Raw genomic sequence first — 13,388 nt, 5'->3', positions numbered from 1 at the left:
GTGTGTGTGTCGGGCGTTACCACCCGTGATCGGCTGAGGTCACACCTACGTAATGGGCGTTTCGTACCGTCAAGGCCTCGTAGGGAACAAGTGGAGAACAACAGGAAGGCCTTCGGTGCCCCCACAGGATGAGTCGACGACTGTCTCCCGGATGCGGACGGTCTGCTCGTACTGCGGGGTGGGCTGCGGTCTGGTGTTCGACATCGCCTCCGGTACGGACGGCCGCCCAACGGTCCTCAAGGCGTCGGGGGACAAGACGCACCCGGCGAACTTCGGGCGGCTGTGCACGAAGGGCGCTACGACCGCCGAGATGCTCGCCGCTCCCGGCCGGCTGACGACCGCGCTGATGCGCCCCGACCGCGGCGCCGAGCCCATGGCGGCAACGGTGGACGAGGCGATCACCGGCACGGCGCGACGCCTGAGGTCGATCATCGATGAGCACGGGGCGGACGCGGTCGCCCTCTACGTGTCCGGGCAGATGAGTCTTGAGGCGCAGTACCTGGCGAACAAGCTGGCCAAGGGCTTCGTCCGGACCAATCAGATCGAGTCCAACTCCCGGCTGTGCATGGCGAGTGCGGGCAGCGGCTACAAGCTCTCCCTCGGGGCCGACGGGCCACCTGGGTCGTACCAGGACTTCGAGAAGGCCGACGTCTTCCTCGTGATCGGCTCCAACATGGCCGACTGCCACCCGATCCTGTTCCTGCGCCTGAGGGAACGGGTGAAGGCGGGGGCGAAGCTGATCGTCGTGGACCCCCGGCGCAACGCCACCGCCGACAAGGCCGACCTCTTCCTCCAGATCAGGCCCGGAACCGACCTGGCCCTCCTCAACGGCCTGTTGCACCTCCTCCACGAGAACGGGCACACGGACGACGGGTTCATCGCGGAACGCACCGAGGGCTGGGAGGCGATGCCGGAGTTCCTCGCGGACTACCCGCCCGCCGCGGTCGCGGACATCACCGGCATCCCCGAGGCGGACATCCGCCGGGCGGCGCAGTGGATCGGCGAAGCGGGGGAGTGGATGAGCTGCTGGACCATGGGCCTCAACCAGTCCACGCACGGCACATGGAACACCAACGCGCTGATCAACCTGCATCTGGCCACCGGAGCGATCTGCCGCCCGGGCAGCGGCCCGTTCTCGCTCACCGGCCAGCCCAACGCCATGGGCGGGCGGGAGATGGGCTACATGGGCCCCGGCCTGCCGGGGCAGCGATCGGTCCTGGTCGACGAGGACCGCGCCTTCGTCGAAGGGCTCTGGGGGCTGGAGTCCGGCGCGATACGCAAGGACGGGTCCGGCAAGGGAACCATCGAGCTGTTCCAGCGGATGGCGAACGGCGACATCAAAGCCTGCTGGATCATCTGTACGAACCCGGTGGCCTCCGTCGCCAACCGCCGGACGGTGATCGAGGCGCTGGAGACGGCCGAACTCGTCATCACCCAGGACGCGTTCGCCGACACCGAGACCAACGCATACGCCGATGTCGTGCTGCCCGCGGTGCTGTGGAGCGAGAGCGAGGGCGTACTGATCAACAGCGAACGCAATCTCACGCTCGCCCGCCCGGCGGTGGAACCGCCCGGCGAGGCGCTCGCGGACTGGCGGATCATCGCACGAGTCGCCTGCGAGATGGGGTATGCCGATGCGTTCTCCTACGGCAGCGCCGAGGAGATCTTCGAGGAGATCAAGGGCGCCGCGAATCCGAAGACCGGTTACGACCTGCGGGGTGTCACGTACGAGAGGCTGCGCACCACGTCCGTTCAGTGGCCCGCGCCCTCGCTCGAAGGACCGGACCGCAACCCGATCCGCTATCTGGCCGAGGACGGTGGTCCGGTCTTCCCGACACCGAGCGGGCGGGCCGTCTTCTTCGCCCGCCCGCACGTGCCGGCTGCGGAGATGCCGGACGACGACTACCCGTTCGTTCTCAACACCGGGCGTCTGCAGCACCAATGGCACACCCTCACCAAGACCGGGAAGGTCGCCAAGCTCAACAGGCTGAACCCCGCCCCCTTCGTCGAACTGCATCCCGAGGACGCGGGCCGGCTCGGCATCGTGGACGGCGACGCGGTCGAGGTCGCGTCCCGGCGCGGCCGTGCCGTCCTGCCGGCCGTGGTGACGGACCGGGTCCGGCCGGGGTGCTGCTTCGCGCCGTTCCACTGGAACGACCTGTTCGGGGAGTACCTGAGCGTCAACGCGGTGACCAGCGATGCCGTCGACCCGATCTCCTTCCAGCCCGAGTTCAAGATGTGTGCGGTGACACTCACGAAGGTCGCCGCCGCAGTCGAGGCCGCCCGCCCACCCGCTGTTCCCTCCGCCGTGGAGCCGCTCGACGTCGTCCCGAACACGGCCCCGCCGGGTGCCGCTGCCGTGTTCGGGCTGCAGAACACGCCGCCGCCCGTCCTCGCGGAGCGGGAACGCCAGTACCTGGTCGGGTTCCTCGCCGGGCTTCAGCCGGGTCTGCCCGGTGTTCCGGTGCTTCCGGCCGGTGCGCCGTTCAGCGAGGAGCACGCACGATGGGTGAACGGTGTCCTCGCCGGCATGTACTCGCGGGCGGCGCAGCCCGCGGAGGGGCCGGCGGCGCAGCCCCCCTCCACCGGCCGGGACGTGGTCGTGCTGTGGGCTTCGCAGACCGGGAACGCCGAGGAGTTCGCAGCCGAGGCCGCCGACCGGCTCACCGAGGTCGGACACCGGGCCCGGCTCGTCGGGATGGATACGGCGGACCCCCGTACCCTCCCGCACGCGGCCGACCTCCTGCTGATCACCAGCACCTTCGGGGACGGGGACGCGCCCGACAACGGCTCCGGGTTCTGGGAGGCGCTGACGGCTGCCGATGTCCCGCCCCTGGACGGCAGGCGGTACGCGGTACTGGCCTTCGGCGACTCCTCGTACGACGACTTCTGCGGACATGGCCGGCGTCTGGACCAGCGCCTGGACGAACTGGGAGCCGCACGCCTGGCCCCGCGTACCGACTGCGAGCCCGACTACGGGACCTCCGCCCGGACCTGGCTGGACCGCGTCCTCGCCGGTCTCGCCACACGGTCCGCCCCGGCCTCCGCCTCCACTTCCGCTCCCGTCGCACGAGCCGCCACGCCGGTTCGCGGCACCAAGGCGTCACCCGCCACGGCCCGGGTGGCGGGAAACCGGCTGCTCAGCCTTGCCGGTGCGGGCAAGGAGGTCCGTCGCTTCACCTTCGACACCCGGGACGACGGCATCCCTCTCGCCTACGAGGCCGGCGACGCCCTCGGCGTGCATCCGCTCAACAGCCTTGACCTGGTGGCCGAATGGCTGGCCGTGACCGGTCTCGACCCTGCCGCCGGTGTCGGTCTCCCCGATGTCGGGGAGATCCGGCTCTCGGAGGCCCTCCACCGACACCTGGACATCACCCGGCTCACTCAGGGCCTGCTGGGCTTCGTCACCGAGCGCACCGGCGACCGCTCACTGAAGAAGATGCTGCGGCCCGACAACAAGGGCGAACTCGCCCGCTGGTCCTGGGGCCGCCAGGCCGTCGACGTTCTCGCCGAGTACCCGGTCCGGGCCACAGCGCAGGAGTGGGCCGGCATCCTCACGCGCCTGCGGCCCCGCCTGTACTCGATATCGTCCAGCCCGCTCACCGACCCCCACCAGGTATCCCTGACCGTCTCCGTCGTCCGGTACGAGAACCTGCACGGCCGCCCCCGCACCGGTGTGTGCTCGCCCTTCCTGGCCGAGGCCGCGCTCGGCGACCCGGTGTCCGTCTTCGTACAGCGCGCCCCGCACTTCCGGCCGCCCGCCGACGCCGGCACTCCGACGGTGATGATCGGCCCGGGGACCGGGGTGGCTCCTTTCATCGGCTTCCTGGAACAACGCCGCGCCCAGCGCCATACCGGCCCCAACTGGCTGTTCTTCGGTGAACAGCACCGGGCCACCGACTTCTACTACGAGGACGAGCTGACGGCGTTCCTCGCCGACGGGACACTCACCCGCCTCGACACCGCCTTCTCCCGCGATCAGCGCGCCAAGGTCTACGTACAGGACCGGATGCGTGAGCACGGGGCCAGACTGTGGTCCTGGCTCCGGGACGGCGCCCACTTCTATGTCTGCGGCGACGCCGCGCGGATGGCCAAGGACGTCGACCGGGCGCTGCGCGACATCGCGGTCGCACACGGGGGTCTCGATCCCGACACGGCCGCTGTCTACGTCAAGCAGCTCGCCGCCGACAAGCGCTACGTCCGGGATGTCTACTGACCGCGCGGCAGTACGCCCAGGAGCGCCGAAGTGAAGGAGACCCGCAGGGCGTCACGCAGCTCCACGTGGAGCACGCCGAGGGCGGGCTCGTCCGCGTAGGCGGCGAGGACGCTGGGCGGCGGCGGGACGTACGCCGACAGGGCACCGGCCGAGACCAGGCCCATCAGGCAGAACAGCTGCGCGCCGTCGCCGAGTTCGGGCACGTGAGAGCGCACGAGGCCGGTCATGGTCGCGAGCCGGCCGAGGGCGGAACGCTTGTGTTCCTTGACCACCTCGACCGAGACGTTGTGCTCCAGGACACCGCCCTGTGCGCCGAAGAGGTCGCACAGCACCACCCGGTCCGCCAGTGACCGGCTGAGCGTCTCGGCCAGCTGACCCGCCCGCACTTCCGGTGACGCGTGCGGCTCGATGTCCGCGGCCAGCTCGTCCGCCAGCTCGGCGAGCCAGTTCTTCAGGGAGACGTCCAGCAGTTCGAGCAGCACCGCCTCGCGCGACTCGAAGTACCGCAGGACGTTCGACTTGGCCAGGCCGACCCGCCGGCTGAGCTCGTTGAGGCTCACCTCGGCCACGGGCATCTCGTCGAGCATCGCCGCCGCCGTGTCCAGGATCGCCCGGCGGCGGATCTCCCGCTGCTCCTCGCTTCGCGCCCGCTGGAATGTCACGTCCTCAGCCTAGCTTAAAGACCGCCGGTACCTTGACAGGAGACCGGCGGTCTCTTAAGTTCGTCCTTAACAGACCGACGGTTTTTTAGGGGAGCATCATGAGCGGCAACTGGACCGAACAGCACATTCCTGATCAGCGTGGCCGGGTGGCGATCGTGACCGGCGCCAACACCGGGCTGGGATTCGAGACCGCCCGGATGCTCGCCGAGCGCGGGGCGGCGGTGGTCCTGGCGGTCCGCGACATGGAGAAGGGCAGGCGGGCAGCCGCCCGCATCACCGGCGACGTCACCGTCCAGGCCCTCGACCTGACCTCGCTGGACTCGATCCGGTCCGCGGCGGACGACCTGCGCGCCGCCCACCCGCGCATCGACCTTCTGATCAACAACGCGGGCGTGATGTACACCCCGAAGCAGACCACCGCCGACGGCTTCGAGCTGCAGTTCGGCACCAACCACCTCGGCCACTTCGCCCTCACCGGCCTGCTGCTGGACCGGCTCCTGCCCGTCCCCGGCTCCCGCGTCGTCACGGTCAGCAGCACCGGCCACCGCATCCGGGCCGCCATCCACTTCGACGACCTGCAGTGGGAGCGCTCGTACAGCCGCGTCGGCGCCTACGGCCAGGCCAAGCTCGCCAACCTGATGTTCACGTACGAACTGCAGCGCCGGCTCGCAGCGCACGGCACCACGGTCGCGCTCGCCGCCCATCCGGGCGTGTCCCACACCGAACTGACCCGCAACACCCCCGCCGCGCTGCGGGTGCCCGTCACCTGGCTCGCGCCGCTGCTCACCCAGAAGGCCGAGATGGGCGCCCTGCCCACCCTGCGCGCCGCCACCGATCCGGCCGCAACGGGCGGCCAGTACTACGGCCCCGGCAACCGCGGGGAGCTCCGCGGCTACCCGAAGCCGGTCACCTCCAGCCCCGATTCCCACGACCGGGCCGCCCAGCAGCGGCTGTGGACCGTCTCGGAGGAGCTGACCGGGGTGACGTTCTCGGCGTTGACGTCACAGGGGAGGGCTTCCTGAGGCTGTGCCTCCAGCCACACATCACATTCACCACTCGGTATCGAATCAGAGGCGTCACCCCTCTTTCGGTTTCATTCGGAATCGTGTCAGCATGCAGGCGGCCCTTGGCGGCCCGATGTCCATCAAGTGATTTCGTAGCTTCGTCCCGGTGTCGACCACACGTGGTGACGGTGCTGGATGGGCGTCACCAGGGCGGCCTTCGACCGGTTCTCGCAGCCCCACGATGTCGAGGAGCAGGAATGACCAAGGTTCTCAAGGTATCGACCGCCCTGTGCGCAGGGGCGCTGCTGATTCCCCTGCTGGTGTCGTACGCGGCAGGAGCCGAACCGGACGGCTCCCCGCCCGCCGGCTCCGCACCCGCGCAGTCCGCCACCGAGAAGCTGAAGGTGGACTACGAGAACGGAGCACTGGACTCCGGAGTGGACGGCCTGACCACCACGCACGCGACGGCGCCGGACGCTTCCGGCGTCGTGCGGCCCGGGCACGGGGGCGCGTACGCGGTTCAGCACAGGGTGACGCTCGGCGACGCGGGATACGAGTCCGACGGTGCGCCGCGGAGCGAGAGCGCGACGGACCTGCTTCCGGCCGGGCGGTTCGACGTCGGTGACGTGCAGCGCTACGAGTTCAGCGTGCTGCTCAAGGACTGGAAGACCTACGAAACCGGTGACAGCGACGCGGGCGACATCGTCTTCCAGGGCAAGTACGCGGGTGGAAACGTCCCGGCGTTCTACCTCATGGCGAAGCGCAACGAGGTCGCGTTCAGGTCCCCGCACCTGAACCAGCAGGCCGCGGTGGTGCCGGACCTCCGTCCGTACGTGAACAAGTGGATGAGCTTTCGCGTGGACGCACGCTGGACCACCGACGAGACGGGCTACTTCAAGGTCTCCGTACGGCTTCCGGGAGAGTCCGGCTACAAGCCCGCCGCCTCGTACGAGAACGTGCGCACCTACCAGCCGGCCAACCCGGCCGACCACGGCTACATCAAGTGGGGGCTCTACCGGCCCTCGGAGTCGATCGCGAACGGTGACGTACCCACGCGGATCGTCCAGCACGACGACATCCGCATGCTCGACCTGTCCTGACACGGATCCCCATCCCCGGATTCGCTGCTCCGGGCCATCGTTGACCTTTGATTGATATCTTTTCGATGGCCGAGTGAAGAATGATGCCTCACTCGTCATCGAGAGAGGACCGAAGGTGTTGGCTAACGAGCGGCGGGAAGCGATCCTGCGCGCGGTGGAGCGCCAGGGCTCGATCACCGTGAAGGCGCTGGCGGAGGAGATGGGCGTCTCCGCCGTGACCTTGCGTCAGGACGTACGGGAGCTGGCCGGCCAGGGACTGCTGAACCGGGTGCACGGCGGTGCGACGGCGCTGGCCCCGGACGCTCCCGCTCCGGCACCCGCCGAGGCCTCGGCCCCCGTCCCGGTCCCCGCCGGGGAGAAGTACGCCGTGGGTCTGGTGGTGCCGCCGGGCGGCTACTACTACGCGGAGGTGATCCGGGGTGTCCAGAACGCGGCGCGCGCGCGTGGCGTCCGCGTCGTACTGACCGTCTCCGGGGAGTCGCTGGCGGAGAACCAGGAGCAGGTCCGCCAGTTGGTGGCAGGCGGGATCGACAGCCTGCTGCTGATGCTGCACCCGGGTCTGCGCCCGCTGGACGAGGCCGAGCAGTGGCTGAGCACCCTGGAGGTGCCGGCCGTGCTGGTGGAGCGCAGGGCCGGGATACGGGCCGGCCGGCTGGAGCAGGTGGCCTCCGACCACGCCTACGGCGCGGCGCTCGCCGTGCGCCATCTGGCCGGGCTCGGACACGACAAGGTGGCCCTCGTCGCCAGGATCGAGAGCCCCAACACGGCTCTTCTCAGTGCCGGTCATGCCGAGGCCGTGAAGGCCATGGGGCTGGCGCCGGGGCCGGAGTTCCTCATCAGCACCACCGGTGACGCGGCGCCGGCCGACGCGCGTTTCGAAGAAGTGGTCCGCGCCGTGGAATCCGGCCAGGTCCGGGCCGCCCTCGTGCACAACGACATCGATGCCATCGCGCTCGTCGGCATCCTGCGCGCACGTGGCAGGCGCGTGCCGGAGGATCTGGCCCTGGTCACCTACGACGACGAGGTCGCCGAGCTGAGCGATGTCCCCCTCACCGCCGTCGCACCCCCCAAACAGGCGGTGGGGGCCTGGGCGCTCGACCTGGCGGTGCGCCGGCTGTCCGACCCGGCCACCCCGCTGGCCGAGATCCTGCTCCGCCCGGAACTGCGGGTCCGCGCGTCCTGCGGTGCCGACCGTCGGAGCGACGCGTAAGCAAGTGATGCCACTTGGTTTCGATAACAAAAAAACGAAAGCATATGCATTGACGCGCTGTCGTACGTAACGAATGATTGCCGTGACACCCGAGCAAACGATCGGTGGCACATCATGTTTCGTAGACGACTGACAGCGCTGGTCTGCTCCGTCGCGGCTGTCGGCCTGCTCGCCGCCGGATGTGGTGACTCGGACAGCGGGACCTCCACGGCGGAGAAGAGCACCGGAAAGGTCACCTTCTGGTCCTTCGTCAAGGGCTCCGACGAAGTGGCGAAGGCCTTCAACCGCACCCACCCGGACATCGAGGTGACCTTCGAGGCGGTTCCCTCGGGCCAGGAGTACTACTCCAAACTCACGAACGCCGTGAAGGCGGGCACCGCCCCGGATGCCGCGGTCGTCGAGTACCCGCAGCTGCCGGAGTTCGCCACCCAGGGCAAGCTGGAGACGCTGAGTGACTCGCTCGGGCCCCTGGTCAAGGACCATTTCCCCAAGTCAGTGCGGCAGTTGGTCGAGCTCGGGGGCCAGACGTGGGGTGTTCCCCGCGACGCGGCTCCGCTGATGCTGTACTACCGCAACGACTTCTTCAAGAGCCACGGGATCAGCGTCCCCGAGACGTGGGACGCGTACCGCGACATGACCGCGCAGGTGAAGAAGGCGGATCCGAAGGCCCGCGGCGGAGTTCTCTACACCGACAACCCGGGGCTGCTGACCGCCCTCGCCTGGCAGGCCGGTTCGCGGTGGTTCGGCACGGAGAAGGATTCCTGGAAGGTGTCGCTGGACGACGCGCCCTCCCGGAAGGTCGCCGACTACTGGGGTGACCTCGCCCGGAAGGACCTCGTCACCTCGGTGAGCTCGCTCGACCCGTTCTGGACGGGCGTCCAGCAGAACCGGACCGTCGCCTACGTCTGCGCGAGCTGGTGCGCGGGCGCACAGCAGGCGACCGTCGCCGACCAGAAGGGCAAGTGGTCGGTGGCCCCCGTGCCCACCTGGGACGGCAAGCCTGCCTCGGCCATGTACGGCGGCTCCTCGTTCGTCATACCGAAGGGTGCCCGGAACAGCGGCGCCGCCGCGGAGTTCATCAAGTGGATCACCACGGATCCCGCGGGCATGAAGGCGTGGGTCTCCTCCGGGACCAGCAGCATGTTCCCCGCCGACCCCAAGCTCCTGCCGGTCACCAAGGCCGCCTTCCCCACCGACTACTTCGGCGGCCAGGACGTGTACGCCCTGGGCAGCAAGTCCTACGCCGCGGTCCGGCCCGGCTGGACGTGGGGCCCCGTGATGGGGACCACGAACACGGCCATCGTCGATCAGCTCCCGAAGGTCGCCCAGGGCAAGGTGAAACTCTTCGACGTCCTCACCGGCTCCCAGCAGGCGACCGTGAAGGACATGCGGCGACGCGGGATGAACGTCGCCCCGTAGGACCCGAACCCCGGTGAGCCGATGCCCGCACCGCGGGCCGAGGCCGGCATCGGCTCCCGCCCCGACGCTTCCCGCTCCCCTCGAGAAAGGCCCGGTATGACAACTCCGTCAGCCCGCGCCCAGCGCCGCACCGCCACCCTGCTCCTGGCCCCCTTCTTCGTCCTCTTCGCCGCCGTCACCCTCGCCCCGCTGGTCTACGCGGGCTGGATGAGCCTGTTCACCACCCACACCTCCGGCCTCGGCTTCGGTGGTACGGAAGAGGTCTTCGCCGGACTCGACAACTACGTACACGCGTTGGCGGATCCGGCCTTCCGCGGCGGATTCCTCACCATCGCCGCGTACGTCGCGATCTACATCCCGGTGATGATCGGCGGCGCGCTCGTCCTCGCCCTGCTGCTGGACTCGGCGCTGGCCAAGGCACGGACCTTCTTCCAGCTGGCCCTGTTCCTCCCGCACGCCGTGCCCGGTCTGATCGCGGCCCTCATCTGGGTCTACCTGTACACACCCGGACTGAGCCCGGTGATCGACTTCCTCGGTGCCGGCGGCCTCGACATCGACTTCCTGTCGGCGGACAACGCGGTCTTCTCCGCGGCGAACATCGCCGTCTGGGAGTGGATCGGGTACAACATGGTCATCTTCTACGCCGCCCTCCAGGCGGTGCCGACCGAGGCCCTGGACGCGGCGAAGATCGACGGGGCCGGCCAGATCCGTACCGCTCTGTCGATCAAGGTGCCGATGATCCGCCCGGCCATCGCCCTGGCCGTGCTGTTCACCGTGATCGGTTCGGTCCAGCTCTTCACCGAACCGAAGGTCATCTACAGCGCCTCCAGCTCGATCGGCAGCAGCTGGACGCCCAACATGTTCGTCCAGACGGCCGCCTTCACCCACAACGACTTCGGGCTGGCAGCGGCGGCCTCGCTGCTCATCGCACTGTTCGCCGCGCTGCTGTCCTTCCTCGTCACCCGCTTTTCGCGCAGCAGGAGCAAGCCGTGACCAAGACCATGACACGCGTTGCCCCCGCCGGCCTCGATCCCGCCCCGGAGCGGACCGACGAGCCCCGGCCGGGCCGGCGCGGCGCAGGAAACCGTCCGTCGCTCCTGCTGTCCAAAGCCGGTGTGACCGCGATGCTGGGGCTCGCCGCCCTCTACACACTCCTGCCGATGCTGTGGCTGGTCCTCTCGTCCACCAAGAGCCGACAGGACCTGTTCGCCACCAACGGCTTCGCCCCGGGCAAGGATTTCGCGCTCGTCGACAACCTCTCGTACCTGTTCGAGGCCGACAACGGGATCTTCCTGCGCTGGCTGCTCAACACGGTCCTGTACGCCGGTGTCGGCTCGCTGCTGGCGACCGTGTTCAGCGTGGCCGCCGGGTACACGTTCGACAAGCTGAACTTTCCCGGCAAGGAGAAGCTCTTCTCCTTCGTCCTGCTGGGCGTGATGGTGCCCGGAACGGCGATGGCGATCCCGCTGTACCTCATCGCCGCCAAAGCCGGTCTGGTCAACACCTTCTGGGGTGTGTTCATCCCCGGCCTCGTCTTCCCGTTCGGGGTCTACCTGGCCCGCGTCTTCAGCGCCTCGTACATCCCGAACGAGGTCCTCGAAGCCGCCCGCGTGGACGGGGCGGGGGAGTTCAGGACCTTCTGCAGGATCGCCCTGCCCATGATCGCGCCGGGTTTCGTGACCATCTTCCTCTTCCAGTTCACCCAGATCTGGAACAGCTTCTTCCTTCCCTTGGTGATGCTGTCCGACAAGGACCTTTTCCCGGTCAACCTCGGGTTGTACGTCTGGTACTCCTCCGCGCTCTCCCAGGGGCACCCGCAGGACTACCTTCTGGCCATCGTCGGATCGCTGGTGTCCGTGGTCCCGCTGGTCGTCCTCTTCCTGATGCTCCAGCGGTTCTGGAAGTCCGGCATGACAGCCGGCGCCGTCAAGTAGGCCATCGTCCCGAGGAACCCCATGTCATCGACTCCGCCCCGCCCGCGTGCCCTGTTCGCGATGGGCCGCCCGCACCGGGACGCACTCTTCCCGCGCCCCGCCATCGACCGTCTGACCCGTCTCGTCGACATCGAGCCGCATGTCGTCGCCGAGGACTTCGACCATGTGCCCCGCCTGGCAGCCGTCGAGGTCCTGATCACCTCCTGGGGATGCCGTCCCCTCGATGACGCCGTGCTGGCCCGCATGCCGATGCTGAAGGCTGTCGTGCACGCGGCCGGAAGCGTCAAACACCATGTGACGGAAGCCTGCTGGGACCGCGGGCTCCTCGTCTCCACGGCGGCCGCCGCCAACGCCGTACCCGTCGCCGAGTACACGCTCGCCGCCATCCTCTTCGCCAACAAGCGCGTCCTGGAGATCGGCGGGCTCTACCGGGAGCACCGAAACCCCCTGGACTGGGCGGATCGCTTCCCCGGCTTCGGCAACTACCGCAGGACGATCGGCCTGGTGGGCGCGTCGCTCGTGGGGCGCAGGGTGCTGGAGCTGCTCCGGCCCCACGACTTCGACATCCTGCTGGCCGACCCGCACCTCGATCCCGAGACGGCCCGGTCGATGGGCGCCCGGCTCGTCGAACTCGACGAACTGCTGGCCGGCTCCGACGTCGTCTCACTGCACGCGCCCGCGCTGCCCGAGACGTACCACCTGCTGGATGCCCGCGGACTGTCCCTCCTGCGCGACGGTGCCACCCTCGTCAACACGGGGCGCGGATCCCTCGTCGACACCGAGGCCCTCACCGCCGAGGCGCTGTCGGGACGCATCCACGCCGTCCTCGACGTCACCGAGCCCGAGGTGCTGCCGGCGGCCTCACCGCTCTACTCCCTGCCGAACGTGCTGCTGACCCCGCACATCGCCGGCTCACTCGGCGGCGAGCTTTCGCGCATCACCCGCAGTGCGCTGGACGAGGTCGAACGCTACTGCGCCGGGCGGGAGTTCGCGTACCCCGTCACCCGGGCGGCCCTGACCACGTCTGCCTGAGCACCATCCCGGCGGCTGCCGTGCCGCCCGCCGCACGAGAGCGGCGATCACCGCGACCACGCCGCGCGCCAGAACCCGGAGGGCCAGCATGTCCCGGACCGACCGCCTGTCGGACGCTCTCGTCTTCACCCGCACCACGGCCTACCGCCACGACTCGATCCCTGCCGGGCAGGCGGCTCTGCGTGAACTGGGGGAGGAGCACGGCTTCACCGTGGAGACCTCCGAGGACCCCTCGGTCTTCACCGACGCCTCGCTGGCCGGGCGCAGCGCGGTGGTCTTCCTGTCCACCAGCGGGGACGTGCTCACCCCTGACGGGCGGCTGGCGCTGCGCCGCTGGACCTCGGACGGTGGCGGCTTCATGGGAGTCCATGCCGCCGCGTGCACCGAGTACACCTGGCCGTACTACGGGGAGTTGCTCGGCGCCCGCTTCGCCGGCCACCCGGAATTCCAGTCCGGCACGGTGCTGGTGGAGGACCGGAGCCATCCGGCGATGCGCCATCTGCCGCCGCGCTGGGACTGGGACGACGAGTGGTACGACTTCCGGAGCAACCCCCGGCGCCCCGGCGTGCAGATCCTCGCCACCATCGACGAAGCCGGCTACGAGGGAGGCGCCATGGGCGCCGATCACCCCCTGGTGTGGTGCAAGGAGTCCGGCGCCGGCCGCTCGTTCTACACGTCGCTGGGCCACGCCGACGACGCCTACACCGACCCGGCCTTCCGAGGCCATCTTCTGGGCGGCCTGCGCTGGGTTGCGGGCTGATCCCTCCGGCACGGGGAAAGCCGTCGATTCCCCGTGCGCATCCTCAGAAAC

10 protein-coding genes are annotated in these 13,388 nt (G+C 69.3%); 9 read left to right on the top strand and 1 reads right to left on the bottom strand.

The window, feature by feature from the left end; genetic code table 11:
• The first annotated feature begins 151 nt into the window (after positions 1–151).
• Positions 152–4,216: a bifunctional nitrate reductase/sulfite reductase flavoprotein subunit alpha gene (locus tag OG959_RS04750; RefSeq protein ID WP_326666207.1), complete on the top strand. Its 4,065-nt coding sequence runs from the start codon at positions 152–154 to the stop codon at positions 4,214–4,216.
• Here the strand turns inward: OG959_RS04750 and OG959_RS04745 are convergent.
• Positions 4,210–4,878, bottom strand: coding sequence for a TetR/AcrR family transcriptional regulator (locus tag OG959_RS04745; RefSeq protein WP_326656786.1), 669 nt, complete (start codon positions 4,876–4,878; stop codon positions 4,210–4,212). The genes OG959_RS04750 and OG959_RS04745 overlap by 7 nt on opposite strands.
• 98 nt (positions 4,879–4,976) lie before the next feature.
• On the opposite strand from OG959_RS04745, the gene OG959_RS04740 reads away from it, so the two are divergent.
• From OG959_RS04740 to OG959_RS04705, 8 genes are all read left to right on the top strand, one after another.
• A complete protein-coding gene (locus tag OG959_RS04740) occupies positions 4,977–5,900 on the top strand; it encodes an SDR family NAD(P)-dependent oxidoreductase (RefSeq protein ID WP_326656785.1) in 924 nt (307 codons plus the stop codon).
• A gap of 239 nt (positions 5,901–6,139) precedes the next feature.
• Entirely contained in the window at positions 6,140–6,982 is an 843-nt protein-coding gene (locus OG959_RS04735; protein ID WP_326656784.1) for a heparin lyase I family protein, read from the top strand.
• A gap of 115 nt (positions 6,983–7,097) precedes the next feature.
• Positions 7,098–8,192, top strand: coding sequence for a substrate-binding domain-containing protein (locus tag OG959_RS04730; protein ID WP_326656783.1), 1,095 nt, complete (start codon positions 7,098–7,100; stop codon positions 8,190–8,192).
• A 114-nt stretch (positions 8,193–8,306) separates the two neighbouring features.
• On the top strand, positions 8,307–9,611 hold the full coding sequence (locus OG959_RS04725) for an ABC transporter substrate-binding protein (protein WP_326656782.1): 1,305 nt from the start codon (positions 8,307–8,309) through the stop codon (positions 9,609–9,611).
• 96 nt (positions 9,612–9,707) lie between these two features.
• Complete coding sequence (locus OG959_RS04720; RefSeq protein WP_326656781.1) at positions 9,708–10,604, top strand: carbohydrate ABC transporter permease; 897 nt, start codon at positions 9,708–9,710, stop codon at positions 10,602–10,604.
• Between the two features lie 8 nt (positions 10,605–10,612).
• Positions 10,613–11,545, top strand: a complete 933-nt coding sequence (locus OG959_RS04715; RefSeq protein ID WP_442805726.1) for a carbohydrate ABC transporter permease — start codon at positions 10,613–10,615, stop codon at positions 11,543–11,545.
• A 60-nt stretch (positions 11,546–11,605) separates the two neighbouring features.
• On the top strand, positions 11,606–12,577 hold the full coding sequence (locus OG959_RS04710) for a hydroxyacid dehydrogenase (protein WP_442805725.1): 972 nt from the start codon (positions 11,606–11,608) through the stop codon (positions 12,575–12,577).
• A gap of 88 nt (positions 12,578–12,665) precedes the next feature.
• The gene (locus tag OG959_RS04705; RefSeq protein ID WP_326656777.1) at positions 12,666–13,337 is read left to right on the top strand and encodes a ThuA domain-containing protein; all 672 of its coding nucleotides are present in this window, start codon (positions 12,666–12,668) and stop codon (positions 13,335–13,337) included.
• Positions 13,338–13,388 lie beyond the last annotated feature (51 nt).

The sequence above is a fragment of the Streptomyces sp. NBC_00385 genome (assembly GCF_035917155.1).
In the GTDB taxonomy this organism is placed as follows: Bacteria; Actinomycetota; Actinomycetes; order Streptomycetales; family Streptomycetaceae; genus Streptomyces; species Streptomyces poriferorum.
The sequence above is the reverse complement of the archived record's forward strand: the minus strand, read 5'-3'. Positions and strand labels throughout refer to the sequence as shown.